Below are 24,667 nucleotides of genomic sequence, written 5' to 3' on the forward strand. Positions count from 1 at the left end.
AACTCATGAGTAACGAATTAATTTATGGCATCCACGCAGTAAAAGCTGTGTTAGAGCGAGATCCTGCTCGCTTTGTGGAAGCTTATGTACTGAAAGGTCGTCAAGACGACCGACTACTACCTGTTCTCAATGAACTTGCACGCTTGGGCGTTTCAATTCAAGAAATGAACCGAAAAGTTCTTGATGACAAAGCGCAAGGTGCTAATCACCAAGGTGTCATTGCTAAGGTAAAACCAGCAAGACAGCTTAACGAGCATGACTTAGAGCTGATTGTCGACCAAACAGAACAACCACTATTTTTAGTACTGGATGGTGTAACTGACCCTCATAACTTAGGTGCGTGCTTGCGTAATGCAGATGCCGCTGGTGTGGCTGCGGTTATTGTACCAAAGGACAAATCAGCGCCATTGACTGCTACAGTAAGCAAAGTAGCATGTGGCGCAGCAGAAACTGTACCGTTAGTTCGTGTAACTAACCTTGCTCGTACTATGCGTGCAATGCAAGAAAAGGGTGTGTGGTTTGTTGGCACTGCTGGTGAAGCAACACATGACATCTACCAAAGCAAACTCACTGGTCCACTAGCGATTGTGATGGGCGCTGAGGGCGATGGTATGCGACGTCTGACTCGTGAAACTTGCGATGACTTAATCAAGATTCCAATGGCTGGTTCTGTATCAAGTCTGAACGTATCTGTAGCTTCGGGTATTTGTCTATTTGAAGCTGTCCGTCAGCGTATTAGTGCAAAATAATTCCTTATCTATAAAGAGAGTCAATGTTAGATGCTGACTCTCTTTTCTTTTATTTATCCTTTCTCTTGTTTGGTTAAAATTTGTTCGTTTATTTTTCAAACAGCGCTTGCATGTGAAACTGTGATCTGTATAATGCAGCGCACTGGTTAAGCCAGTTGTGAACCAATGAGCAGCGAGGAGCTAACAAGTCTTAGGGTTTGTTAGGTAATGTATACTCAGCTTATGTTCGCAGTTAATTAAAATTTAGCTCATAGTTATCTAATTTAGATAACTGAGGTTAATCACCTATTAGCTGACAATGTGCCCGATTTGGGTACTACGGTTTCACATAAATCAATCGGCATTCTCTCGTTTTAACGAGTTTGAGTGGCGATATTGTTTGTGTAATTTTTAATTATTGGAGCTCTGTCTCATGCAGAACCAACGCATCCGTATCCGCCTAAAAGCATTCGATTACAAACTAATCGACGCTTCTACAGCGGAAATCGTTGAAACAGCTAAGCGTACCGGCGCGCAGGTTCGTGGTCCTATCCCACTACCTACTCGTAAAGAGCGTTTCACTGTTCTTATCTCTCCACACGTAAACAAAGATGCACGTGACCAGTACGAAATCCGTACTCACAAGCGTCTGATCGACATCGTTGAACCAACTGACAAGACTGTAGATGCTCTAATGCGTCTAGACCTTGCTGCTGGTGTTGATGTTCAAATCAGCCTAGGTTAAGGGAGATTAGAAGAATGATTGGTCTAGTCGGACGTAAAGTGGGTATGACCCGCGTATTTACCGAAGAAGGCGTTTCTATCCCAGTAACAGTTGTGGAAGTTGAAGCGAACCGTGTTGCTCAAGTTAAAACTCTTGAGAACGATGGTTACACAGCTATCCAAGTAACTGCTGGTGCTAAGAAAGCTAGCCGCGTATCAAAACCAGAAGCTGGTCACTTTGCGAAAGCTGGTGTAGAAGCTGGTCGTGGTCTTTGGGAATTCCGCTTAGAAAGCGGCGAAGAGTTTGAAGTTGGTGCTGAACTAACTGTTGAACTTTTCAACGAAATCAAAAAAGTAGACGTTACTGGTACATCTAAAGGTAAAGGTTTCCAAGGCACTGTTAAGCGCTGGAATTTCCGTACTCAAGATATGACTCACGGTAACTCTTTGTCTCACCGTGCTCCTGGTTCTATCGGTCAATGTCAGACTCCAGGTCGCGTGTTTAAAGGCAAAAAAATGTCTGGTCACATGGGTGCAGAGCGTGTAACGACTCAAAACCTTGAGATCGTACGTGTTGATGCTGAGCGCAATCTGCTTCTTATCAAAGGCGCAGTCCCTGGCTCAATTGGCGGTAATGTTATCGTCAAACCAGCAGTTAAAGCATAACGTCTAGGAGTAAGTAATGGAATTGATGGTTAAAGGTGCTAACGCACTAACTGTTTCCGAAACTACTTTCGGACGTGAGTTCAACGAAGCTCTTGTACACCAAGTAGTTGTTGCGTACGCAGCAGGTGCTCGTCAAGGTACTCGTGCTCAAAAAACACGTTCAGAAGTTTCTGGCGGTGGCGCTAAGCCATGGCGTCAAAAAGGTACTGGCCGTGCGCGTGCTGGTACTATCCGTAGTCCACTATGGCGTACAGGTGGCGTTACTTTTGCTGCGAAACCACAAGATCACAGCCAAAAAGTAAACAAAAAAATGTACCGTGGTGCTATGAAGAGCATTTTCTCTGAGCTAGTTCGTCAAGAGCGTTTAATCGTTGTTGAAAGCTTCTCAGTAGATGCACCAAAAACTAAAGAACTAACAGCTAAGCTGAAAGAACTTGAACTTAACGATGTTCTAATCGTTACTGGTGAAGTAGACGAGAATCTATTCTTAGCTGCGCGTAACCTATACAAAGTTGACGTGCGTGACGTTACTGGTATCGACCCAGTTAGCCTAATCGCATTTGACAAGGTTCTAATGACTGCTGATGCAGTTAAGCAAGTTGAGGAGATGCTGGCATGATCCGTGAAGAGCGTCTACTAAAAGTTCTACGTGCACCGCACATCTCTGAAAAAGCAACTATGGCTGCTGAGAAAGCGAACACTATCGTTTTCAAAGTATCAATGGATGCAACTAAGAAAGAGATCAAAGCAGCTGTAGAAAAGCTATTTGAAGTTGAAGTTAAGTCTGTAAATACTCTTATCACTAAGGGTAAGACCAAGCGTCAAGGGGTTCGCCAAGGCCGTCGTTCAGACGTGAAAAAAGCGTACGTTACTCTTAACGAAGGTCAAGATCTTGACTTTGTTGGCGGCGCGGAATAACAGGAGTAGTTGAAAAATGGCTATTGTTAAATGTAAGCCGACTTCGGCTGGTCGCCGTCACGTTGTTAAAGTTGTTAATGCTGACCTATACAAAGGTAAGCCTTACGCGCCACTTCTAGAGAAAAACTCTAAGAACGGTGGTCGTAACAACAACGGTCGTATCACAGTACGTCACATCGGTGGTGGTCACAAACAACACTACCGTCTGATTGACTTTAAACGTACTAAAGATGGTATCCCAGCGAAAGTTGAGCGTCTTGAATACGATCCAAACCGTAGCGCAAACATCGCTCTAGTTCTGTACGCAGACGGTGAGCGTCGTTACATCCTAGCACCTAAAGGTGTTCAAGCTGGTGATGCTATCCAGTCTGGCGTTGATGCGCCAATCAAAGCTGGTAACGCAATGCCAATGCGTAACATCCCAGTTGGTTCAACTGTACACAACGTTGAACTAAAACCTGGTAAAGGTGGTCAGCTAGCTCGTTCGGCTGGTGCATATGCTCAAATCGTTGCTCGCGACGGTGCATACGTAACTATCCGTCTACGTTCTGGCGAGATGCGCAAAGTATTGTCTGAAGGCCGTGCAACAATCGGTGAAGTAGGCAACGCAGAGCACATGCTACGTGAATTAGGTAAAGCTGGTGCAAGCCGTTGGCGTGGTGTTCGTCCTACCGTTCGCGGTGTGGTAATGAACCCGGTTGACCACCCACATGGTGGTGGTGAAGGCCGTACGTCTGGTGGTCGTCACCCAGTTTCTCCTTGGGGTATGCCAACTAAAGGCTACAAGACTCGTAGCAACAAACGCACTGACAAGTACATCGTACGTCGTCGCAATAAGTAATCTATTTAAGAGGATAAGCCATGCCACGTTCTCTCAAGAAAGGTCCATTTATTGACCTACACTTGCTGAAGAAGGTAGAGAAAGCGGTGGAAAGCGGAGACAAAAAGCCTATTAAGACTTGGTCCCGTCGTTCAATGATCATTCCTACAATGATCGGTTTGACCATCGCTGTCCATAATGGTCGTCAACACGTTCCAGTTTTCGTAACTGACGAGATGATCGGTCACAAACTTGGTGAATTTGCACCAACTCGCACTTACCGCGGCCATGTCGTGGATAAGAAAGCTAAGAAGCGTTAAGGAGTAAATAATGGAAGCATTAGCTAAACATAACTTTGCTCGCATTTCGCCTCAGAAAGCTCGCTTAGTTGCAGATCAAATTCGCGGTAAGAAAGTTGACCAAGCTCTAGAACTTCTAACATTCAGCAACAAAAAAGCTGCTGAGCTAGTTAAGAAAGTTCTTGAGTCAGCAATCGCTAACGCGGAACACAACGAAGGTGCTGACATTGACGATCTACGTGTCGCTAAAATCTTCGTAGATGAGGGCCCTGTCATGAAGCGTATTATGCCTCGTGCTAAAGGCCGTGCGGATCGTATCTTGAAGCGTTCAAGCCACATTACTGTGGTTGTCGCAGATCGCTAAGAGACTAGGAGAGTAAGCAATGGGTCAAAAAGTACATCCTAATGGTATTCGTCTAGGCATCGTTAAGCCTTGGAATGCTACATGGTTTGCTAATACCAAAGATTTCGCTGACAACCTAGACGGCGACTTCAAGGTACGTCAGTTCCTAACTAAAGAACTGTCAAAAGCGTCTCTTTCACGCATCGTTATCGAGCGTCCTGCTAAGAGCATCCGTGTGACTATTCACACTGCTCGTCCAGGCGTTGTTATCGGTAAGAAAGGTGAAGACGTTGAGAAGCTACGCACAGCTGTAGCTAAAATTGCAGGTGTACCAGCGCAAATCAACATCGCTGAAGTACGTAAGCCTGAGCTAGACGGTCAATTAGTGGCTGATAGCATCGCGTCTCAACTAGAGCGTCGCGTTATGTTCCGTCGTGCTATGAAGCGCGCAGTACAAAACGCTATGCGTCTAGGCGCTAAAGGTATCAAAGTGGAAGTAAGTGGCCGTCTAGGCGGTGCTGAAATTGCACGTTCTGAGTGGTACCGTGAAGGCCGTGTGCCTCTACACACTCTACGTGCTGACATTGATTACGCAACTTCTTCAGCTCACACCACATACGGTGTAATCGGCGTTAAAGTTTGGATCTTCAAGGGCGAAATCCTTGGTGGTATGCCAGCTGCAAACGCTGTTGAGCCTAAGGCTGACAAGCCTGCGAAGAAACCGCGTAAAGGCCGTAAGTAAGGAGTCGACAGATGCTACAACCTAAACGTACTAAGTTCCGTAAGATGCATACTGGTCGTAACCGTGGTCTAGCAAAAGGTACTGAAGTTAGCTTTGGTTCTTTTGGTTTGAAAGCTGTAGGCCGTGGTCGTCTAACTGCTCGTCAAATCGAAGCGGCACGTCGTGCGATGACACGTCACATTAAGCGTCAAGGTAAAATCTGGATCCGTGTGTTCCCAGACAAACCAATCACAGAAAAACCGCTAGAAGTTCGTCAAGGTAAGGGTAAAGGTAACGTTGAGTACTGGGTAGCCCAAATCCAACCTGGTAAGGTTATGTACGAAGTTGATGGTGTACCTGAAGAATTGGCTCGTGAAGCGTTCCGCCTAGCGGCACGTAAACTGCCATTCAAGACTACATTTGTAACTAAGCAGGTGATGTGATGAAAGCACAAGATCTACGCGAAAAGAGCGTTGAAGAGCTTAATACTGAGCTATTAGCATTGCTGAAAGAGCAGTTCAACTTGCGCATGCAAGCTGCAACTGGTCAGCTACAGCAAACTCATACTCTAAAAGCTGTCCGCCGTGATATCGCACGTGTGAAAACTGTTTTGACTGAGAAGGCAGGCGCATAATGAGCGACAAAATTCGTACCCAACAAGGTCGTGTTACTAGCGACAAGATGGACAAGTCTATCACTGTTGCTATCGAGCGTTTCGTAAAGCACCCAATCTACGGTAAATTCGTTAAGCGCACGACTAAAGTACACGCACATGATGAGAACAACGAATGTGGCCTAGGCGACTTAGTTGAAATCAAAGAGTGTCGTCCACTGTCTAAGACTAAGTCTTGGACTTTGGTAAAAGTTCTAGAGAAAGCTAAGATTTAATTAGTTTTTTCTGACTGAATAAACGGCTCCAAAAATATTTTTGGGGCCGTTTATTTTTTGACTACCCAATATAAAAAAAGGGTGGTACAATTCGCGTCCCTTTAAAGAGGCAGCCCGACCCGTGATGGGTCTAGTTTTTAATATTTAGCGGAGCACTAACATGATCCAAATGCAAAGTATGCTGGACGCAGCTGATAACTCAGGCGCTCGCAGCGTAATGTGTATTAAGGTTCTGGGTGGCTCTCACCGTCGTTACGCCCACGTTGGCGACATCATTAAAGTTACTGTTAAGGAAGCAATTCCACGCGGTAAAGTTAAGAAAGGTGATGTACTGAAGGCGGTGGTAGTTCGCACCCGTAAAGGCGTTCGTCGTCCAGACGGTTCTGTCATTCGCTTCGACCGTAATGCTTGCGTACTGTTAAACAACAACAGTGAGCAACCTATCGGTACACGTATCTTTGGTCCAGTGACACGTGAACTTCGTACTGCGAAATTCATGAAGATTGTCTCACTGGCTCCAGAAGTTCTGTAAGGAGCACGTAAAGATGGCAGCTAAAATCCGTCGTAATGACGAAGTAATCGTTCTTGCTGGTAAAGATAAAGGCAAGAAAGGTAAAGTAACTAAGGTTCTAGCAACTGGTAAAGTTATCGTAGAAGGTATCAACCTTGTTAAGAAACACCAGAAACCTGTTCCTGCACTAGGCATCCAAGGCGGTGTTGTAGAGCAAGAAGCAGCGATCGACGTTTCTAACGTGGCAATCTTCAACGCAGCTACTGGTAAAGCTGACCGTATCGGTTTCCGTTTCGAAGATGGTAAGAAAGTTCGTTTCTTTAAATCTAACAACGAAATCGTTTCTAACTAATTAGAAGTAATTTGGAGTTCTACTATGGCGAAACTGCATGATTACTACAAGTCGTCTGTAGTCGCTGATCTGACCAAACAGTTCAGTTACACAAGCGTCATGCAAGTCCCTAGAATTGAGAAAATCACCCTCAATATGGGCGTTGGTGAAGCAATCAACGATAAGAAACTGCTAGAAAACGCAGCATCTGATATGGCAACGATCTCTGGTCAAAAGCCACTTATCACTAAAGCGCGTAAATCTGTTGCAGGCTTCAAAATTCGTGAAGGCTACCCAATTGGTTGTAAAGTAACCTTGCGTGGCGAGCGCATGTGGGATTTTCTTGAGCGTTTGATTTCTATCGCTCTTCCACGTGTACGAGATTTCCGTGGTGTTAGCGCTAAGTCTTTTGACGGTCGCGGTAACTACAGCATGGGCGTTCGCGAGCAAATCATCTTCCCGGAAATCGACTACGATAAAGTCGATCGAGTACGCGGTCTTGATATCACTATCACGACGTCTGCTGCTACCGATGAGGAAGGCCGAGCTCTGCTGGCTGCCTTTAACTTCCCATTCCGCAAGTAAGGTGACGGGTTACTGTTATGGCTAAAAATTCAATGAAAGCGCGCGAAGTAAAGCGTGCAAAGCTTGTAGCACAATACGCTGAAAAGCGTGCAGCGCTAAAAGCGACTATCAGCGATGTAAACGCATCTGAAGAAGATCGTTGGAATGCGGTTCTTAAACTGCAAACTCTTCCACGTGATTCAAGTGCATCTCGTCAGCGCAACCGTTGCAACCAAACTGGTCGTCCACACGGTTACCTACGTAAATTCGGTCTAAGCCGTATCAAAGTTCGTGAAGCTTGCATGAAAGGCGAGATTCCTGGACTTCGTAAGGCTAGCTGGTAATTGCCACTTAATCATTTGGAGTAAAGACTATGAGCATGCAAGATCCGATTTCGGATATGCTGACCCGTGTTCGTAACGGTCAGGCAGCAAATAAAGTTGCTGTAACAATGCCTTCTTCAAAGCTTAAAGTTGCAATTGCTGCACTACTTAAAGCTGAAGGTTACATCGCAGACTTCGCTGTTGAAGGCGGAGCAAAACCTGAGCTAGAAATCACTCTTAAGTATTTCCAAGCTAAACCAGTAATTGAGCAAATCAAACGTGTTTCACGTCCTGGTCTTCGTGTTTACAAGAAGAAAGGCGAACTACCTTCTGTAATGGGTGGTCTTGGTATTGCTGTTGTTTCAACGTCAAAGGGTCTTATGTCTGACCGTGCTGCTCGTAAAGCAGGTCTAGGCGGCGAAATCCTTTGCTACGTAGCATAATTAAGGAGTAGAACATGTCTCGTGTTGCTAAAGCACCTGTCGCTATTCCAGCTGGCGTAGAGGTGAAATTGAACGGTCAAGAGATCACTGTAAAGGGCGCAAAGGGTGAATTAACTCGCGTTCTTAACGATGCAGTTGTGATCGCTCAAGTAGAAAACAACCTAACATTCGGCCCTAAAGAAGGTGTCGTTAATGCTTGGGCACAAGCAGGTACTGCTCGTGCACTAGTAAACAACATGGTTGTTGGTGTTACTGTAGGCTTTACTAAGAAGCTAACTCTTAAGGGTGTTGGTTACCGTGCTGCTATGAAAGGCAACGCTGTAGCTCTAACGCTAGGCTTCTCTCACCCTGTTGAGCACGAGTTGCCAGAGGGTATTAAAGCCGAATGTCCAAGCCAAACTGAAATTGTTCTAACTGGTTGCGATAAGCAAGTAGTTGGTCAAGTTGCGGCTGACATTCGTTCTTACCGCGCGCCTGAGCCTTATAAAGGTAAAGGTATTCGTTACGCAGATGAAAATGTGCGTAGTAAAGAAGCTAAGAAGAAGTAAGGTAACACTATGGATAAGAAAGCATCTCGCATCCGTCGTGCTACACGTGCACGTCGTAAGATCGCAGAACTGGGTGCAACTCGCCTAGTAGTACACCGTACTCCTCGTCACGTGTATGCACAAGTGATTGCAGCTAATGGCTCTGAGGTTATCGCAGCAGCATCTACTGTAGAAAAAGCGATCCGTGAGCAAGTTAAATACACTGGTAACGTTGATGCAGCTAAAGCAGTTGGTAAAGCTGTTGCTGAGCGTGCGCTTGCTAAAGGCGTAACTGCAGTTGCATTTGATCGTTCTGGTTTCCAATACCACGGTCGAGTAGCGGCGCTAGCAGAATCTGCTCGCGAAGCTGGTCTGAAATTCTAAGGTAGGGTTGGAAGATGGCTAAAGAACAACAAGTTCAAGCGAATGATTTGCAAGAAAAATTAATCGCTGTTAACCGTGTTTCTAAAACGGTTAAAGGTGGTCGAATCATGAGCTTCACTGCACTAACAGTAGTTGGTGACGGTAATGGTCGTGTAGGTTTCGGTTACGGCAAAGCTCGTGAAGTACCTGCAGCGATTCAAAAAGCAATGGAAAAAGCACGTCGTAACATGACTACGATCGCGCTTAACGAAGGCACTCTTCACCATCCGGTGAAAGGTCGTCACTCGGGCTCTAAAGTTTACATGCAGCCAGCAGCAGTTGGTACTGGTGTTATCGCAGGTGGTGCGATGCGTGCAGTACTAGAAGTTGCAGGTGTACACAACGTACTATCTAAAGCATACGGTTCAACGAACCCTATCAACATCGTTCGTGCAACGATCGATGCATTAGCTAGCGTTAAGTCACCAGAAATGGTTGCTGCTAAACGTGGTCTAACTGTTGAATCTATTTCGGAGTAAGAACACGATGGCAACTATTAAAGTAACTCAAACTAAAAGCTCAATTGGTCGCCTACCTAAGCACAAAGCTACTTTGCGCGGTTTAGGCCTTCGTAAAATCAACCATACAGTAGAACTTGAAGATACTCCGTGTGTACGCGGTATGATCAACAAGGTTTACTACATGGTTAAAGTTGAGGAGTAATCATAATGTTTTTGAATACTCTAGCACCAGCTGCGGGTTCAAAGCCTTCTAAGAAGCGCGTTGGCCGTGGTATTGGTTCAGGCCTAGGTAAAACTGGTGGCCGTGGCCATAAAGGTCAAAAGTCGCGTTCAGGCGGTAAAGTTCGTCCAGGTTTCGAAGGCGGTCAGATGCCATTGAAACAACGTCTACCAAAATTCGGTTTCACTTCTCGTAAGAGCCTAGTGTCTGCTGAAGTTCGTCTAGCTGAGCTAGCGAAAGTAACTGGTGACGTGGTTGATCTAAACAGCTTGAAAGCTGCAAACGTTGTTACAAAGAACATCGAGTTTGTTAAAGTTGTTCTTTCTGGCGAGATCAGCAAGGCAGTGACTGTAAAAGGTCTGCGTGTTACTAAAGGCGCGCAAGCTGCAATCGAAGCTGCAGGCGGTAAAATCGAGGCGTAATCTCGAGGATTGAGGTACAGATGGCTAAGAAACCAGGACAAGATTTTCGTAGTGCTCAGGGCGGCTTGGGTGAGTTAAAGTCGCGCTTATTATTCGTAATTGGTGCACTTTTAGTATTCCGAGCGGGCTCTTTTGTGCCGATTCCTGGTATTGACGCAACTGTACTTGCCGATTTGTTCGAACAGCAAAAAGGTACCATCGTTGAAATGTTTAACATGTTCTCCGGTGGTGCTCTTTCGCGTGCATCTATCTTTGCATTGGGCATCATGCCGTATATTTCGGCATCTATTGTTGTTCAATTGCTTACAGTAGTTCATCCAGCGTTAGCGGAACTCAAGAAAGAGGGTGAAGCAGGCCGTCGTAAGATTAGCCAATATACGCGTTATGGCACGCTTGTACTTGCAACATTCCAAGCTATTGGTATCGCAACAGGTCTACCAAACATGGTCAACAATCTGGTCGTTATCGACCAAACCATGTTTACCCTAATTGCTACCGTGAGTTTAGTAACTGGTACCATGTTCTTAATGTGGTTAGGTGAACAAATTACAGAGCGCGGAATTGGTAACGGTATTTCGTTACTTATCTTTGCAGGTATTGTTGCTGGATTGCCTTCAGCAATCGGACATACTATCGAGCAAGCGCGTCAAGGTGAACTGCATGTACTTCTTCTGTTGTTGATTGCGGTAGTTGCTTTTGCTGTTATTTACTTCGTTGTTTTCATGGAGCGTGGTCAACGTCGAATCGTCGTTAACTATGCGAAGCGTCAACAAGGTCGTAAAGTTTTTGCAGCGCAAAGCACTCACTTGCCATTGAAAATTAACATGGCTGGTGTAATACCTGCGATTTTTGCATCAAGTATTATCCTGTTCCCAGGAACATTGGCTCAGTGGTTCGGTCAGAACGGTGAGAGCAGCACATTCGGTTGGTTAACTGATGTGTCTTTGGCTCTTAGCCCAGGTCAACCTCTGTATGTAATGCTTTATGCAGCAGCGATTATATTCTTCTGTTTCTTCTACACAGCGTTGGTATTTAACCCACGTGAAACAGCAGATAACTTGAAGAAGTCAGGTGCATTCGTACCCGGTATCCGCCCAGGAGAACAGACAGCGAAATATATCGATAAAGTAATGACACGTTTAACCCTAGCTGGTGCGTTGTATATTACCTTTATCTGTCTGATCCCTGAGTTCATGATGGTCGCATGGAACGTACGTTTCTATTTCGGCGGTACATCACTACTTATCGTAGTTGTTGTAATCATGGACTTTATGGCACAGGTTCAGACGCATATGATGTCTAATCAATATGAGTCTGTGTTGAAAAAAGCGAACCTGAAAGGCTACGGTCGATAATTCGACTATACTAACCTTCAGGTCAGATTTACGGAGTTTAGCAATGAAAGTTCGTGCTTCCGTTAAAAAAATCTGCCGTAACTGTAAAGTTATCAAGCGTAACGGTGTCGTTCGCGTGATTTGCAGTGAGCCAAAGCACAAACAGCGCCAAGGCTAATTAGCAGAAATTTTTACTTGAAAATTAAAGGTTGGTCGAGTATATTCCTCGGCCTACCTTTTGCGTGCAAAAGAAGTAGTATGCCGCAACGTATCCTCTACGGGCTTTGTTGCGGATAATTCTTTATATAGAGTACTAGGAGTGCATAGTGGCCCGTATAGCAGGCATTAACATTCCTGATCAGAAACATGCTGTAATCGCCCTAACAGCGATCTACGGTATCGGTAAAACTCGCTCTCAAGCTATCCTAGCTGAAGTGGGTATTGCTGAAGATGTTAAGATCAGTGAACTAACTGAAGAGCAGATCGATCAACTGCGTGATGGTGTAGCTAAATACACTGTAGAGGGTGATCTACGTCGTGAAGTTTCCATGAACATCAAGCGTCTAATGGACCTTGGTTGTTACCGTGGTCTTCGTCATCGTCGCAGTCTACCACTACGTGGACAGCGTACTAAAACCAACGCTCGCACCCGTAAGGGTCCGCGTAAGCCGATCAAGAAATAATCGGGAAGGGTAAGTACAATGGCTAAACAACCAACTCGCGCACGTAAGCGCGTACGCAAGCAAGTTGCTGATGGCGTAGCGCACATTCATGCATCTTTCAATAACACAATCGTAACCATTACTGACCGTCAAGGTAATGCTTTAGCTTGGGCTACTGCAGGTGGTTCAGGTTTCCGCGGTTCTCGTAAGTCTACTCCGTTCGCTGCACAGGTTGCTGCTGAGCGTTGTGCTGAAATGGCTAAAGAATACGGCCTAAAGAACCTAGAAGTTATGGTTAAGGGTCCAGGTCCAGGTCGTGAATCTACTGTTCGCGCACTGAACGCTGCTGGTTTCCGCATCACAAACATCGTTGATGCTACACCAATCCCTCATAACGGTTGTCGTCCACCTAAGAAACGTCGCGTATAACGTTTTTTAGAATACTGGAGAAAGATCATGGCAAGATATTTGGGTCCTAAGCTAAAGCTTAGCCGTCGTGAAGGCACTGACTTATTCCTTAAGTCTGGTGTTCGCGCGATCGATACCAAGTGTAAAATTGAGAACGCACCAGGTGTACACGGCGCTCGTCGCGGTCGTCTATCTGAGTACGGCGTTCAGCTTCGTGAGAAGCAAAAAGTTCGTCGTATCTACGGCGTACTAGAAAAACAATTCCGTAACTACTACAAAGAAGCTGCACGCCTAAAAGGCAACACTGGTGAAAACCTACTTCAGCTTCTAGAAGGTCGTCTTGATAACGTAGTTTACCGTATGGGCTTTGGTGCAACTCGCGCAGAAGCACGTCAACTAGTTAGCCACAAAGCTATCCTAGTTAACGGTAAAGTTGTAAACGTTCCTTCTTTCAATGTTGCGGCTAACGACGTTGTTACTATCCGTGAAAAAGCTAAAAAGCAATCACGTATTGCTGCTGCTCTAGAAGTTGCAGAACAACGCGAAAAACCAACTTGGATTGAAGTAGATGCGAGCAAGATGGAAGGTACTTTCAAGCGTTTGCCTGAACGTTCTGATCTATCAGCTGACATCAACGAACAATTGATCGTCGAGCTTTACTCTAAGTAAGGTTTAAACTAAAGAGAGGACACAATGCAGGGTTCTGTAACAGAATTTCTTAAGCCACGTCTTGTTGACATCGAACAGATCAGCACGACACACGCAAAAGTAACTCTTGAGCCATTAGAGCGTGGTTTCGGCCATACTCTTGGTAATGCACTTCGCCGTATTCTACTATCTTCTATGCCGGGTTGTGCCGTAACAGAAGTTGAGATTGAAGGCGTACTTCATGAGTACAGCACTAAAGAAGGCGTTCAGGAAGATATTCTTGAAATCCTACTAAACCTTAAAGGTTTGGCTGTTCGCGTTGCCGAAGGCAAAGATGAAGTGTTCATTACACTAAACAAATCAGGCTCGGGCCCTGTGGTTGCAGGTGACATCACCCATGATGGTGATGTAGAGATCGCTAACCCAGAACACGTTATTTGCCATCTAACAGATAGCAATGCTGAGATCGCTATGCGCATCAAAGTAGAACGTGGTCGCGGTTATGTTCCAGCTTCAGCCCGTATCCATACTGAAGAAGATGAGCGTCCAATCGGTCGTTTGCTTGTAGATGCGACTTTCAGCCCAGTAGACAAAATTGCTTACTCGGTTGATGCAGCTCGTGTTGAACAACGCACTGACTTAGACAAGCTTGTTATCGATATGGAAACAAACGGAACTTTAGAACCTGAGGAAGCAATCCGTCGTGCAGCAACTATTCTTGCTGAACAATTGGATGCGTTCGTAGATCTACGTGATGTACGTGTACCTGAGGAGAAAGAAGAGAAGCCGGAATTCGATCCGATCCTACTCCGTCCTGTAGACGATCTTGAACTAACAGTTCGCTCTGCTAACTGTCTGAAAGCAGAAGCGATTCACTACATCGGTGATCTAGTACAGCGCACTGAGGTTGAGCTACTTAAAACGCCTAACCTTGGTAAAAAATCTCTTACAGAGATTAAAGACGTGCTTGCATCACGTGGCCTTTCTCTTGGCATGCGCCTAGAAAACTGGCCGCCAGCGTCTATCGCTGAAGATTAATCGATAATAGTTAGAAGGATTAGGTCATGCGCCATCGTAAGAGTGGTCGTCAACTCAACCGCAACAGCTCACATCGTAAAGCGATGTTCAGCAATATGGCTAGCTCTCTTGTACGTCATGAAGTTATCAAGACTACATTGCCAAAAGCAAAAGAGCTACGTCGCGTAGTTGAGCCTTTGATTACACTAGCTAAGACTGACAGCGTTGCTAACCGTCGTCTTGCATTTGCTCGCACTCGTGATAACGAAGTTGTAGCAAAATTATTTAACGAACTAGGTCCACGTTTTTCTGCTCGTCAGGGCGGTTACACTCGTATCCTAAAAGCTGGCTTCCGTGCTGGTGATAAAGCTCCAATGGCTTACATTGAGCTTGTTGATCGCCCAGAAACTGAAGCTGCTGCTGAGTAATCAGTAAGTTCGCTAAACAAGAAGCCGAGCGTAAGCTCGGCTTTTTTGTATCTGAAAATCCCGTAAAAGGGATTTTTTACTTTGTTCGGTTTGTTATTGCCAAATTGAACTTAGTGAACTCACTAAGTCTGAAGATGCACCTTGTCCTGTTAAATACTGAAGAACCAATGGTGCAAACTGAGAGACCATACTCGAATCAAGTCCAAGCTTGTTGAAGACTTTGTTTACAGCTTCAATATCGGCGATGTTTGATAACTTGCTACTTGTACCATTTAGGCTAGTTAACTGATCTAGTCCTGGTAACAGAGATTCTAACTCCGAGCTATTGGAATCAGAAAGTTGGTTTTGAGCCAATGCTAATAAACTACCCACTCCGCCAGCTGCTTGAGTATTTGATACCGGTAATTGGCTAGTAATTTGAGTTAGTAACGCTGAGTTTGACTCCGTTTGCGATAATGTACTGCTGACCATACTTGATAGGTCATTGCTTTCAGTAAGTTTACCTAAGAACGCGTAGCTTGGGGCTGCAAAAATGTTGGCAGCAACTACAGCGAGGATGAGGGATTTTTTCATTATGCTTCCTTTGGCTGACTAAGATGGAATATTGTAAGTCTAGATAAAAAAAGCGACGCTGGGCGTCGCTTTAAATATCGTTATTCGCGAAAATTTCGATTATAGAATTGCTAGTAGTTCTACTTCGAATACTAGAGCTGCGAATGGAGGAATCGCTGCGCCAGCACCACGTTCGCCGTAAGCAAGGTTATGTGGGATGTACAGTTTCCATTTCGAGCCAACAGGCATCATTTGTAGTGCTTCAACCCAACCTTTAATTACACCTGTCACAGGGAATTCAGCTGGCTGACCGCGAGAAACAGAGCTATCGAATACAGTGCCGTCTACTAGTTCACCGTGGTAGTGAACACGCACTGATTTGTCAGCAGAAGGGATTTCACCAGTACCTTCAGTGATAACTTCGTATTGTAGACCAGAGTCTAGAACTGTTACTTCTGAACGTAGAGCATTATCTTGAAGGAACGTTTCGCCTTCTGCAGCTGCTACTTTAGCTGCTTCTTGACGTGCTTCTTCTGCACGAGTGTGCATTGCTTGTAGAGCTTTGTTGATTTCGTCTACTTCGATTGCTGGCATATCGCCAACTAGCGCTGTTGCAATACCCGCAGCAATAGCGTCAACGTTAAGACCTTCAAGGCCACTACCTGCTAGTTGCTGGCCCATTTGTAGACCGATACCGTAGCTAGCTTTTTGCTCAACGGTTTCAAATTTCACTTCAGACATAAATGTCACTCTTTCTAAGATAAAACAAAGTCCAAAGGATACCAGTTTCGAGCAATCGATGAAACGCCCGAACTGAATTCGTTTAATTAACACGATAAGGTGTGACTGAGCGCAGATCCCAGCGAAAAATCTTCAATATTGTGTAAAGCTTTACTAGATAACAGGGGGAAACTCTATACTCATGGCTCTTGAGTTTTTATACTGAGGCTACGAAGTAAAGGAACGGATAAAAATGAACCGTCGACATAAGAAAAAACAGCAGACAGATTACATCGCATTGGCTCAGGATAAGTGGAAGGCTATCGATTGGCAGGCTTATCTTGAAGATGTAAAGCAGTTTTGGATGCGATTACCGAAGTTTCATCAGAGAGCACTAATGGTATTAATCCCTGTGGTGCTTGCTATCAGTATCATTCCATTTCCTGAAAGCTCTAGCTCAAGATCTGCAGAACCCGTTAATAAACGTGTGGAGCTGGATATTAATACTCGTGGGCTGAGTGAGCAAAAAGCATCAAGCAGCTCACCTCTAGAATCAAATGCGTGGCGTGAGTACATTGTTCAGAAAGGTGATACACTCTCTCAGGTTTTTCGTGTAAACGAACTTCCAATGAGTGATTTAAATTCTCTGGTTAAAATCGAAGGTACAGATAAGCCACTGAGCCATATCCAACAAGGCCAGTTGATTCGTTTTAAACTCGCTGAGGATGGCAATTTGGATATTTTGCAACTTGAGCGCAATGGCCAGTCAGTGATGTTCTTCAAACTCTCTGAAGGTGGATTTGGTCGAAGCAAATGATATTAATGCCAGTCTAATTACTGGCATTAATAAGTTTTTTCTTGCCCCGTTTTTTAAATAGCTGAGTTTTCGGAATCAGTGGCAAGACTATCATCCCAATACCTACCCAAGTCAGCATGTCGGGGATTTCATCGAACCACGTAACCCCAAATAACACGACAAAAAGTAAACCTGAATATTCAGCTAATGCTATTTGATTAGCAGCGGCTCTCTGATAAGCGATAACCGCCAGACCATTGTAAGAAAGCACCAGCAATGCACTTAATGCAATCCACACTATCTGAATCCACGTCATTGGCTGCCAATTTATAGAGGCTAGTACTGCTGCTATCGGCAGAGAAAACAGGCTAGTCCACATTAATGTGGTAATAACAGTTTGCTCTTTCGGAATACGCTTCGCCAATATGTTAAACAAAGCCAAAGTAAACGCTGTGACTAATGCAAATCCTGCAGCCCAGTGAAAGTTTTGCGGGCGTAGCACAATAAGTACGCCACAAAATCCAAAGAGGGTCGCCAATATCTTTGTACTGCTTGGTTTTTCTTTCAGTAGCCACATTGAAAGTGGCAGCATCAGAATAGGTGCAGCATAAAAAACAGCATTGGCAGTTGCCAGTGGAAGGTAAGTAATTGCGACCAACATACAACCACTACCAATAAGTACCAAATGCGCTCTTAAAGCTGTCATCGACGTATTTAAAAGCGCTCTTTGCTCTTTTTGTTGCCTCAGCCAAAGTGGCAATATGATGAGCAGAGATATCAGCTGACGTAAAAACATATACTGAAATGCTGACACTTCACCCGCAAGCATCTTTACTGAAACGTCAGATAACGAAGCTGCGAGATTGCCAACGATAAGTGCAATGAGAGCTACCGAATAAGGTGACATTAAGCGATTCGCTTCATTTCAATGTGTGGAATGTCATCTTCCAAATACATTTCTGAAGTCTGTTCAAAGCCATGTTGTCCGTAGTATTTAGCGAGATGTTGCTGGGCACTGATGGTGATATCTTCGTTTGGCCAACGTTGCTGACACTCATGTAAAGCCTGAGACATGAGTTTGTGACCTAAACCATCGCCACGAGCACTTTGTTTGGTGACGACTCTGCCAATACTCAATGTTGAGTAGCTGATGCCCTTAGGTAACAGGCGCGCACAGGCTACCAGCTCTTCACCTTTGTAACCGAGTAGGTGGAAAACTCCCTCTACACGATCTTTATTGTCCAGTTCCGGATATGGACAGGTTTGTTCTACAACAAACACATCGACTCTTAGTTTCAGCATTTCATAGAGTTGCGTGGTGGAAAGTTCAGAAAATGAAAGGCACTGCCAATTGAGCATGACGACTAACTCCTTGTGTTTAATTTGGCAACAATCTAGCAGGATGGTTAGGGGAAGACATTAACAAAAGTTAATTGGCAATCGATTGAAGAAATTAATCGAATATTCATTGGTGGTGAGGGAGAAAAATAACGATAATAGGCGATTATTTTTTCGTATAGCTAGGGCTAATAGACCCTAAAGGACATCCCCTTGAGTGATACTTCATTTTCGGCTTTAAACCTTAAGCCAGAATTGCTTTCTAACCTTGAAACTATCGGCTTTACCAACATGACGCCGATTCAAGCACAATCGTTGCCAGCGATTCTTAAAGGACAGGATGTCATTGGCCAAGGAAAAACAGGATCAGGCAAAACCGCGGCGTTTGGGCTCGGTGTGCTGTCTAACTTGGATGTAAAACGCTTCCGAGTTCAGGCTCTAGTGCTTTGTCCAACTCGTGAGTTAGCTGACCAAGTAGCAACGGACATCCGTACACTAGCTCGCGCTATTCACAATATTAAAGTGCTGACGCTTTGTGGCGGTATGCCGATGGGGCCTCAAATTGGTTCCCTAGAGCATGGCGCGCATATTTTGGTTGGTACGCCAGGACGTATTCTTGATCACCTAAGCAAAGATCGAATCGATTTGAGCGAACTGAATACGCTCGTACTGGATGAAGCTGACCGCATGCTAGATATGGGTTTCCAAGATGCGCTAGAAGCGATTATCGATCAAGCTCCTGCTAAGCGTCAGACTTTGCTATTCAGTGCTACCTATCCTGATTCAATTCAGCAGATCGCACAGAAAGTGACTCATGATGCATTGATGATTAAAGTTGCAGCGACTCACGAAACCTCAAGCATTAAGCAATATTTCTACAAAGTTGAAGGTAGTGAAGCTCGTGATGACGCGCTAGAGGCTTTATTGCTGAAACATCAGCCGGAATCCTCGGTAGTGTTCTGCAATACTAAACGCGAAGTACAGCATGTGGCTGATGAGCTTCATCACCGCGGTTTTAGCGTGATTGAACTGCACGGTGACATGGAACAACGTGAACGTGACCAAGCTTTGGTTCAGTTTGCCAATAAGAGTATCTCAATTCTGGTTGCAACGGATGTGGCGGCTCGTGGTTTAGATGTGGATAATCTTGACGCAGTATTTAACTTTGAGCTTTCTCGTGACCCAGAAGTACACGTGCATCGTATTGGCCGTACTGGCCGCGCAGGAAGTAAAGGACTAGCGTTTAGCTTCTTCAGTGAGAAAGAAATGTACCGCGTGGCTCAGATTGATGAGTACATGGACATCGCTATCGAACCTGCAACTCTGCCACAGAAACCTTCGGGAGTAGCTCCATATCAAGCGTCTATGGTGACAATCCAGATCGATGGCGGGAAGAAGCAGAAAGTGCGTGCCGGAGATATTTTGGGTGCGTTGACATCTGACGGTGAACTCTCTGCCGCTCACATCGGCAAAATTAACCTATCTGCCATGCGTTCTTATGTGGCGGTTGAGAAAGGTATCGCGAAAAAAGCATTGAGCAAATTGTCGAACGGCAAAATGAAAGGACGTCAGTTCCGCGCCCGTTTCATCAAATAACTTTAATTATGCCCCTCTTAAGCGCGCTTTGATGCGGCTTAAACTGATCGGGGTGATACCTAAATAAGCGGCAACGTGAATATCGCTGAGCCGCTTCATTAAGTCAGGAAACTGCTGACACATAATCTGATATCGCTGCTCCGGGCGATACAAAAGCATAAACCTTTCTTTGTTTTCCTTATGCATCAACTGCGTTTCAAGCAACTTGATATAGAGCGGATGCGAGGTTTTTTTCCATTGGTTCAGGTATTCAATTGGCAAACAGAGCAGCGTTACTGGGCTCAGTGTTTCAAGTAAATAAGGATAGGGTGCTTGTTTTATCAAGCTTTCAAATCCGATGATCCAATCTTGTTCCCAATAGAACTCTTTACTGAATGTTTTGCCTTCTTCTGTAAGGTAGCTGGCGTGACATATACCGTGGCTGACAAAATAAAGATGGCTGGCCATTTGCCCTTGATTGACCAGAATATGACGAGTTGGAAGTTCAAGCAGGGATGAAACTTCAAATAACTGCTGTGCTTCTGCGCTACTGAATCCATATTCCAGCATTTGTTTTATAAAATTATCGTAGATAGCTTGGTCCCGCATCGTCATTACTCTTTTGCCTCAAATAAAAAGCCGCAGCGAATGCTGCGGCTAGTATTTTACAGGAATCTAGAATTATTTTTGTAGATTGATTCGGTAAACACCGAAGCCAACTTCATCTGTTGCTACCAATTCCATTGGGTATTGGCCTTTGTCTTTGACAAATTTCGCCGCTTTTTCACTTGGTGAAGTTTCAAAACGAATATCAAGCTTGGTCTTAGACTTGATTGGTGCGAATGACCAGTTATTGTCTGCACTTGGTGTCACTTCACCTTGCTCTTTGCTTACGCGAGCAATGTAATCAGCAACGACGGTGCGGTTTTCATCTGGTGAATCAAATGCGATGAAATCTGAACCAGTGCCTGGGAACTTGTTGCTGTATGCGCGGTAGTTATTGGTCGCAATTAAGAAGGTTTGCGCCGTATCAATTGGCTTACCTTTATATGTCAGGTTCACAATACGCTGAGAATCAGGATTGATAACTTTACAGTCGCCATCGTATTTCGCTGGTTGAGTAATATCGATTTGATAGTCCACACCATCGATCACGTCGAAGTTGTATGTACGGAAACCATCCCAGTCGATAAGCGATTGTGGCTCGCTTGAACTCACATCAATTTGTTTAAACTGACCAGCAGAGCATTCCAACCATTCTTTGACTTCTTTACCTGATACTTTCAAGGTTACTAGCGTATTAGGGTATAGGTATAAGTCCGCTGCGTTACGGAAGGTAAGCTCACCAGATTCTACTTCAGTAAAGTTAGATGGGTCATTCTTACGACCACCCGCTTTGAACGGTGCAGCAGCAGAAAGAACTGGCAGACCATCTAGGTTTGGATCACCTTGGATGAAGCGTTCTACGTAATCTTTTTGTGCCAAACTCACGATTTGAATCGTTGGGTCATCTTGTACTAATGCAAGGAAGCTGTACATCACGTCATTCGATTTACCAATAGGTTGGTTAACGAAGTCACGAGTGCCTTTATGGTCTGCTTCAAGCGCTTTTACGATGCCAGCATCCGCTTCTACAATCGCTTTCTTGCTTGCTTTATCAAAGATTGGACGAGCTTCAGATTGACCATTGGTTACTGCCCATTTGCCATCTTTTTGCTCTAAAGTTAGGTCCATTACACCAACATGGCTACCCCAACGTCCCGGCATCACAGCTGTTACGCCATTGATAGTGCCTTTCTCAACATCTGCACCAGCTACTTTTGCAAACTCTTTGCTTGGGAACACGGCATGTGAGTGGCCGAAGGCAATAGCATCGATGCCTTCTACTTTTGTTAAGTAGTAAACAGAGTTTTCAGCGCCTTCTTGATATTCATCTGTTGAGATACCTGAGTGTGGAATCGCAACAATAATGTCAGCACCTTTCGCTTTCATCTCAGGGATTAGCTTTTCAGCTGTCTTTTTGATGTCGCGAGCAATTACACGACCATCTAGGTTCTTCTTATCCCACACCATGATTTGTGGCGGAACGAAACCGATGTAACCCACTTTGATTTCGTGAGCTTTACCGTCGGTATCTTTGAAGGTATGTGTTTTGATTAGGTATGGCTGGAATAGATGCTCACCCGTTGATGCGTTGTAAACGTTCGCGTTCACGTAAGGGAATTTAGCATCGTTGATGGTTTCTTTTAGGAAATCCAATCCATAGTTAAATTCGTGGTTACCAATGTTACCTACATCGTACGACAGTTGGTTCATTGCTTTGTAAACAGGATGAACTTCGCCAGCTTTGATGCCTTTTGCTGCCATGTAGTCACCCATTGGACTACCTTGGATTAAGTCACCGTTATCAACCAAAATACTGTTAGTCACTTCACCACGAGCTTGTTTTACTAACGTTGCTGCGCGAGTCAAACCGATTTGATCTGATGGCTTGTCTTTGTAGTAGTCATAATCCATCACGTTAGTGTGAATATCAGTTGTCTCGATAATACGTAGTTTGATGGTATCAGCCATAGAAGGACCGGCCATGGTCAACAAACCACCTAAAATGGCAATAGATAGAGGTTTGACTGCAACTGTCATTGTGTACTCCAATTGATTAGGAAAGTGATAACTCGATAAATGTATCAAGTTATTATGAAACAATGATTTCATATTCTATGAAACTGTGAAGTTAGGCATCTAAATGGTTCGCTTTGGTGCCAGTTATCACCATTTCGCACCAAGATGTTACGCCTTCAGCTTCTTAATATAGAAGCTCTTTTCTTCTTTGCTCTACTCCCATGCCAACTACTTATCAGTTTTTCGAATAAAAAATGAAATTTTAGAATTTCAGGTAATAAGTAGATACCACCATAATGCTTCCATTAATTGGGTAAAGGATGACAAACATGGTTGGCTTAGAAAACGTTTCAACGCTGCCAAAGCAGAAAAAAACACGCTTAGTCGCTGTTGATGCCTCTGCACCAGAAAGCAAATGGACAAGTCTTTCTCGTAGCCAGCTACAAGCAGGTGAAGTGGCATTAATCGGTGCTGGTCCCGGTGATCCTGAATTGCTGACGATTAAAGCGCTTAATTTGCTGCAACAAGCCGACGTGGTTTTGTACGACTACCTCGTGTCTGACGACATCATGGCTCTTGTTCCATCGGATAGTATTTTGGTTTGTGTGGGTAAGCGTGCTGGTCACCACAGTGTGCCTCAGGAAAAAACCAATCAACTGTTAGTGGATTTTGCCAAGCAAGGCCATCGAGTTGTTCGTATTAAAGGTGGTGATCCATTCATGTTTGGGCGTGGCGGTGAAGAACTGGAAGTGTTGTTTGAAGCGGGTATCAAGTTTCAAGTGATTCCGGGAATTACTGCAGCAGCAGGCGCTACCGCATATGCCGGTATTCCGCTAACTCATCGCGATTTTGCTCAGTCAGCACTGTTTGTTACGGGTCATTTAAAAGCAGAAGCGGCAGATATGGATTGGTCTACGCTCGCGAGAGGTAACCAGACCTTAGTGATTTACATGGGGCTGATGAAATCAAGCACGATCGCTCAGCAGCTTATTGAGCATGGTCGAAATGCATCAACACCGATTGCAATTATTGAGCGTGGAACTCAAGCAACGCAGAAGGTTTTTCGCGGACAGCTTTGTGAATTGCCACAACTAGCGGCTAACGCACAATCACCATCGTTAATCGTGATTGGTGAGGTTGTGACTTTGGCTGACAAACTCCAATGGTTCAACGACAGCTCAACTCGTCAAGAACAGTACCAATACGCATAAACAAATTTATTCGTTGGGCGCTCTAATTTTATAAATCATAAGAGTTTTATAAATCATAAGCCTGACAAGCCATAAGGCAGCTAAAAGGAAGCACGCAAAATGGATCAACAACGTTTAACCCATTTAAAACAGCTTGAGGCAGAAAGCATTCACATTATCCGTGAAGTTGCTGCGGAATTTGCAAACCCTGTGATGATGTATTCTATCGGTAAAGATTCATCCGTAATGCTTCATTTGGCGCGTAAAGCGTTCTATCCGGGCAAAATTCCATTTCCTCTTCTTCATGTTGACACTGACTGGAAATTCCGCGACATGATCGCGTTCCGTGACGCAACAGCGAAAAAGTATGGCTTTGAGCTTTTGGTACATAAGAACCCAGAAGGTATTGAGATGGGCATTAGTCCATTCGTTCATGGTTCGTCAAAGCATACTGACATCATGAAAACTCAGGGTTTGAAACAAGCATTGAATAAGTACGGTTTTGATGCTGCATTTGGTGGTGCTCGTCGCGATGAAGAGAAGTCTCGTGCAAAAGAGCGCGTGTATTCGTTCCGCGATAAAAACCACACTTGGGATCCAAAAAACCAACGTCCTGAACTGTGGAAAACCTATAACGGTCAGATCAACAAGGGTGAGAGCATCCGCGTTTTCCCTCTGTCAAACTGGACTGAGCTGGACATCTGGCAATACATCTACTTGGAAAACATCGAGATTGTTCCTCTGTATCTTGCTGCGGTTCGACCTGTGGTTGAAAGAGATGGCATGTTGATCATGGTGGATGATGAGCGTATGGAGATCCAACCTCACGAACAAGTTCAACATAAGAGCGTTCGATTCCGCACATTGGGATGTTACCCGCTAACCGGAGCGATCGAATCTGAAGCCAGCACTCTTACCGAAATTATCGAAGAGATGTTAGTAGCAACGTCTAGTGAACGTCAGGGACGTGCGATCGACCACGATCAGTCTGGATCGATGGAATTGAAAAAACGCCAAGGTTATTTCTAAGGATCTAAGGAAATAGA

The 24,667-nt window shown here is 44.7% G+C and carries 39 protein-coding genes; 33 read left to right on the plus strand and 6 right to left on the minus strand.

Annotated features, from left to right (window positions below; genetic code table 11):
- Positions 1 to 5 precede the first annotated feature (5 nt).
- The 29 genes from rlmB to rplQ all read left to right on the plus strand — a co-directional run bounded on the left by rlmB (position 6) and on the right by rplQ (position 14,828).
- Positions 6 to 749: a 23S rRNA (guanosine(2251)-2'-O)-methyltransferase RlmB gene (rlmB, locus tag ACOSVQ_RS17115; protein WP_491983693.1), complete on the plus strand. Its 744-nt coding sequence runs from the start codon at positions 6 to 8 to the stop codon at positions 747 to 749.
- A gap of 412 nt (positions 750 to 1,161) precedes the next feature.
- Complete coding sequence (rpsJ, locus tag ACOSVQ_RS17120) at positions 1,162 to 1,473, plus strand: 30S ribosomal protein S10 (RefSeq protein ID WP_001181007.1); 312 nt, start codon at positions 1,162 to 1,164, stop codon at positions 1,471 to 1,473.
- A gap of 14 nt (positions 1,474 to 1,487) precedes the next feature.
- Positions 1,488 to 2,117, plus strand: a complete 630-nt coding sequence (gene rplC / locus ACOSVQ_RS17125; protein WP_165310140.1) for a 50S ribosomal protein L3 — start codon at positions 1,488 to 1,490, stop codon at positions 2,115 to 2,117.
- Positions 2,118 to 2,133: 16 nt separating this feature from the next.
- Positions 2,134 to 2,736: a 50S ribosomal protein L4 gene (gene rplD, locus ACOSVQ_RS17130; protein WP_102941165.1), complete on the plus strand. Its 603-nt coding sequence runs from the start codon at positions 2,134 to 2,136 to the stop codon at positions 2,734 to 2,736.
- Positions 2,733 to 3,035: a 50S ribosomal protein L23 gene (gene rplW, locus ACOSVQ_RS17135; protein WP_165310141.1), complete on the plus strand. Its 303-nt coding sequence runs from the start codon at positions 2,733 to 2,735 to the stop codon at positions 3,033 to 3,035. The genes rplD and rplW overlap by 4 nt, the downstream gene beginning before the upstream one ends.
- Before the next feature lie 16 nt (positions 3,036 to 3,051).
- The gene (gene rplB, locus ACOSVQ_RS17140; RefSeq protein ID WP_102941164.1) at positions 3,052 to 3,876 is read left to right on the plus strand and encodes a 50S ribosomal protein L2; all 825 of its coding nucleotides are present in this window, start codon (positions 3,052 to 3,054) and stop codon (positions 3,874 to 3,876) included.
- A 20-nt stretch (positions 3,877 to 3,896) separates the two neighbouring features.
- A complete protein-coding gene (rpsS, locus tag ACOSVQ_RS17145; RefSeq protein ID WP_042485188.1) occupies positions 3,897 to 4,175 on the plus strand; it encodes a 30S ribosomal protein S19 in 279 nt (92 codons plus the stop codon).
- Positions 4,176 to 4,185: 10 nt separating this feature from the next.
- Positions 4,186 to 4,518, plus strand: a complete 333-nt coding sequence (gene rplV / locus ACOSVQ_RS17150; protein ID WP_042485189.1) for a 50S ribosomal protein L22 — start codon at positions 4,186 to 4,188, stop codon at positions 4,516 to 4,518.
- Positions 4,519 to 4,537: 19 nt separating this feature from the next.
- Positions 4,538 to 5,239 carry a 30S ribosomal protein S3 gene (rpsC, locus tag ACOSVQ_RS17155; protein ID WP_042485192.1) on the plus strand — a complete coding sequence of 234 codons (702 nt, stop codon included), beginning with the start codon at positions 4,538 to 4,540 and terminating at the stop codon, positions 5,237 to 5,239.
- A gap of 11 nt (positions 5,240 to 5,250) precedes the next feature.
- Complete coding sequence (gene rplP / locus ACOSVQ_RS17160) at positions 5,251 to 5,661, plus strand: 50S ribosomal protein L16 (protein ID WP_165310143.1); 411 nt, start codon at positions 5,251 to 5,253, stop codon at positions 5,659 to 5,661.
- Positions 5,661 to 5,852 (plus strand): 50S ribosomal protein L29, encoded by a 192-nt coding sequence (rpmC, locus tag ACOSVQ_RS17165; protein WP_042485196.1) that lies wholly within the window; start codon positions 5,661 to 5,663, stop codon positions 5,850 to 5,852. Before rplP ends, rpmC begins: the two co-directional genes overlap by 1 nt.
- A complete protein-coding gene (gene rpsQ, locus ACOSVQ_RS17170; RefSeq protein ID WP_102941163.1) occupies positions 5,852 to 6,106 on the plus strand; it encodes a 30S ribosomal protein S17 in 255 nt (84 codons plus the stop codon). The genes rpmC and rpsQ overlap by 1 nt, the downstream gene beginning before the upstream one ends.
- 160 nt (positions 6,107 to 6,266) lie before the next feature.
- Complete coding sequence (gene rplN / locus ACOSVQ_RS17175; RefSeq protein ID WP_042485201.1) at positions 6,267 to 6,638, plus strand: 50S ribosomal protein L14; 372 nt, start codon at positions 6,267 to 6,269, stop codon at positions 6,636 to 6,638.
- Between the two features lie 13 nt (positions 6,639 to 6,651).
- On the plus strand, positions 6,652 to 6,969 hold the full coding sequence (rplX, locus tag ACOSVQ_RS17180) for a 50S ribosomal protein L24 (RefSeq protein ID WP_042485205.1): 318 nt from the start codon (positions 6,652 to 6,654) through the stop codon (positions 6,967 to 6,969).
- A gap of 24 nt (positions 6,970 to 6,993) precedes the next feature.
- The gene (rplE, locus tag ACOSVQ_RS17185; protein WP_042485207.1) at positions 6,994 to 7,533 is read left to right on the plus strand and encodes a 50S ribosomal protein L5; all 540 of its coding nucleotides are present in this window, start codon (positions 6,994 to 6,996) and stop codon (positions 7,531 to 7,533) included.
- A 17-nt stretch (positions 7,534 to 7,550) separates the two neighbouring features.
- On the plus strand, positions 7,551 to 7,856 hold the full coding sequence (rpsN, locus tag ACOSVQ_RS17190; protein WP_165310145.1) for a 30S ribosomal protein S14: 306 nt from the start codon (positions 7,551 to 7,553) through the stop codon (positions 7,854 to 7,856).
- A gap of 29 nt (positions 7,857 to 7,885) precedes the next feature.
- Complete coding sequence (gene rpsH, locus ACOSVQ_RS17195; RefSeq protein ID WP_102941161.1) at positions 7,886 to 8,278, plus strand: 30S ribosomal protein S8; 393 nt, start codon at positions 7,886 to 7,888, stop codon at positions 8,276 to 8,278.
- Positions 8,279 to 8,292: 14 nt separating this feature from the next.
- Positions 8,293 to 8,826 (plus strand): 50S ribosomal protein L6, encoded by a 534-nt coding sequence (gene rplF, locus ACOSVQ_RS17200; RefSeq protein ID WP_165310147.1) that lies wholly within the window; start codon positions 8,293 to 8,295, stop codon positions 8,824 to 8,826.
- Between the two features lie 9 nt (positions 8,827 to 8,835).
- On the plus strand, positions 8,836 to 9,189 hold the full coding sequence (gene rplR, locus ACOSVQ_RS17205; protein ID WP_165310148.1) for a 50S ribosomal protein L18: 354 nt from the start codon (positions 8,836 to 8,838) through the stop codon (positions 9,187 to 9,189).
- Positions 9,190 to 9,203: 14 nt separating this feature from the next.
- Entirely contained in the window at positions 9,204 to 9,707 is a 504-nt protein-coding gene (rpsE, locus tag ACOSVQ_RS17210; protein ID WP_165310149.1) for a 30S ribosomal protein S5, read from the plus strand.
- 7 nt (positions 9,708 to 9,714) lie between these two features.
- Complete coding sequence (gene rpmD / locus ACOSVQ_RS17215) at positions 9,715 to 9,891, plus strand: 50S ribosomal protein L30 (protein WP_000201159.1); 177 nt, start codon at positions 9,715 to 9,717, stop codon at positions 9,889 to 9,891.
- Positions 9,892 to 9,896: 5 nt separating this feature from the next.
- Positions 9,897 to 10,331: a 50S ribosomal protein L15 gene (gene rplO / locus ACOSVQ_RS17220; RefSeq protein WP_102941159.1), complete on the plus strand. Its 435-nt coding sequence runs from the start codon at positions 9,897 to 9,899 to the stop codon at positions 10,329 to 10,331.
- A gap of 20 nt (positions 10,332 to 10,351) precedes the next feature.
- Positions 10,352 to 11,686: a preprotein translocase subunit SecY gene (secY, locus tag ACOSVQ_RS17225; protein ID WP_491983694.1), complete on the plus strand. Its 1,335-nt coding sequence runs from the start codon at positions 10,352 to 10,354 to the stop codon at positions 11,684 to 11,686.
- 43 nt (positions 11,687 to 11,729) lie between these two features.
- The gene (rpmJ, locus tag ACOSVQ_RS17230; RefSeq protein ID WP_000868186.1) at positions 11,730 to 11,843 is read left to right on the plus strand and encodes a 50S ribosomal protein L36; all 114 of its coding nucleotides are present in this window, start codon (positions 11,730 to 11,732) and stop codon (positions 11,841 to 11,843) included.
- Between the two features lie 148 nt (positions 11,844 to 11,991).
- Positions 11,992 to 12,348, plus strand: coding sequence for a 30S ribosomal protein S13 (gene rpsM, locus ACOSVQ_RS17235; RefSeq protein WP_005450559.1), 357 nt, complete (start codon positions 11,992 to 11,994; stop codon positions 12,346 to 12,348).
- Between the two features lie 18 nt (positions 12,349 to 12,366).
- Positions 12,367 to 12,756 (plus strand): 30S ribosomal protein S11, encoded by a 390-nt coding sequence (gene rpsK / locus ACOSVQ_RS17240; RefSeq protein WP_001118870.1) that lies wholly within the window; start codon positions 12,367 to 12,369, stop codon positions 12,754 to 12,756.
- A 27-nt stretch (positions 12,757 to 12,783) separates the two neighbouring features.
- Entirely contained in the window at positions 12,784 to 13,404 is a 621-nt protein-coding gene (gene rpsD, locus ACOSVQ_RS17245) for a 30S ribosomal protein S4 (RefSeq protein WP_042485224.1), read from the plus strand.
- Positions 13,405 to 13,428: 24 nt separating this feature from the next.
- Positions 13,429 to 14,421 carry a DNA-directed RNA polymerase subunit alpha gene (locus ACOSVQ_RS17250; protein ID WP_102941158.1) on the plus strand — a complete coding sequence of 331 codons (993 nt, stop codon included), beginning with the start codon at positions 13,429 to 13,431 and terminating at the stop codon, positions 14,419 to 14,421.
- Between the two features lie 26 nt (positions 14,422 to 14,447).
- Positions 14,448 to 14,828 (plus strand): 50S ribosomal protein L17, encoded by a 381-nt coding sequence (rplQ, locus tag ACOSVQ_RS17255; protein ID WP_491983695.1) that lies wholly within the window; start codon positions 14,448 to 14,450, stop codon positions 14,826 to 14,828.
- 93 nt (positions 14,829 to 14,921) lie between these two features.
- On the opposite strand, the gene ACOSVQ_RS17260 is transcribed toward rplQ, so the two are convergent.
- Together ACOSVQ_RS17260 and bamJ are read right to left on the minus strand one after the other, a co-directional pair.
- Entirely contained in the window at positions 14,922 to 15,401 is a 480-nt protein-coding gene (locus ACOSVQ_RS17260; RefSeq protein WP_491983696.1) for a DUF2780 domain-containing protein, read from the minus strand.
- 99 nt (positions 15,402 to 15,500) lie between these two features.
- Positions 15,501 to 16,121: a BamJ family beta-barrel-assembly machinery protein gene (gene bamJ, locus ACOSVQ_RS17265; RefSeq protein ID WP_491983697.1), complete on the minus strand. Its 621-nt coding sequence runs from the start codon at positions 16,119 to 16,121 to the stop codon at positions 15,501 to 15,503.
- Positions 16,122 to 16,353: 232 nt separating this feature from the next.
- Here bamJ and ACOSVQ_RS17270 point away from each other — a divergent pair, with 232 nt between their 5' ends.
- Complete coding sequence (locus ACOSVQ_RS17270) at positions 16,354 to 16,917, plus strand: LysM-like peptidoglycan-binding domain-containing protein (RefSeq protein ID WP_491983698.1); 564 nt, start codon at positions 16,354 to 16,356, stop codon at positions 16,915 to 16,917.
- Between the two features lie 13 nt (positions 16,918 to 16,930).
- On the opposite strand, the gene ACOSVQ_RS17275 is transcribed toward ACOSVQ_RS17270, so the two are convergent.
- Together ACOSVQ_RS17275 and ACOSVQ_RS17280 are read right to left on the minus strand one after the other, a co-directional pair.
- The gene (locus ACOSVQ_RS17275) at positions 16,931 to 17,803 is read right to left on the minus strand and encodes a DMT family transporter (protein ID WP_491983699.1); all 873 of its coding nucleotides are present in this window, start codon (positions 17,801 to 17,803) and stop codon (positions 16,931 to 16,933) included.
- Positions 17,803 to 18,255, minus strand: a complete 453-nt coding sequence (locus ACOSVQ_RS17280; protein ID WP_102941150.1) for a GNAT family N-acetyltransferase — start codon at positions 18,253 to 18,255, stop codon at positions 17,803 to 17,805. The genes ACOSVQ_RS17275 and ACOSVQ_RS17280 overlap by 1 nt, the downstream gene beginning before the upstream one ends.
- A 192-nt stretch (positions 18,256 to 18,447) precedes the next feature.
- Between ACOSVQ_RS17280 and dbpA the strand changes: the two genes are divergently transcribed.
- Positions 18,448 to 19,830 (plus strand): ATP-dependent RNA helicase DbpA, encoded by a 1,383-nt coding sequence (dbpA, locus tag ACOSVQ_RS17285; protein WP_491983700.1) that lies wholly within the window; start codon positions 18,448 to 18,450, stop codon positions 19,828 to 19,830.
- 6 nt (positions 19,831 to 19,836) lie between these two features.
- Here the strand turns inward: dbpA and ACOSVQ_RS17290 are convergent, their stop codons facing one another.
- Entirely contained in the window at positions 19,837 to 20,418 is a 582-nt protein-coding gene (locus ACOSVQ_RS17290; RefSeq protein WP_491983701.1) for a Crp/Fnr family transcriptional regulator, read from the minus strand.
- A 72-nt stretch (positions 20,419 to 20,490) separates the two neighbouring features.
- On the minus strand, positions 20,491 to 22,452 hold the full coding sequence (gene cpdB / locus ACOSVQ_RS17295; RefSeq protein WP_491983702.1) for a 2',3'-cyclic-nucleotide 2'-phosphodiesterase: 1,962 nt from the start codon (positions 22,450 to 22,452) through the stop codon (positions 20,491 to 20,493).
- A 308-nt stretch (positions 22,453 to 22,760) separates the two neighbouring features.
- On the opposite strand from cpdB, the gene cobA reads away from it, so the two are divergent.
- Both cobA and cysD read left to right on the plus strand, forming a co-directional pair.
- Positions 22,761 to 23,642 (plus strand): uroporphyrinogen-III C-methyltransferase, encoded by an 882-nt coding sequence (cobA, locus tag ACOSVQ_RS17300; RefSeq protein WP_491983703.1) that lies wholly within the window; start codon positions 22,761 to 22,763, stop codon positions 23,640 to 23,642.
- A gap of 99 nt (positions 23,643 to 23,741) precedes the next feature.
- Complete coding sequence (cysD, locus tag ACOSVQ_RS17305; RefSeq protein WP_491983704.1) at positions 23,742 to 24,650, plus strand: sulfate adenylyltransferase subunit CysD; 909 nt, start codon at positions 23,742 to 23,744, stop codon at positions 24,648 to 24,650.
- Positions 24,651 to 24,667: the final 17 nt, after the last annotated feature.

Source organism: Vibrio sp. HM8-C (genome assembly GCF_058630515.1).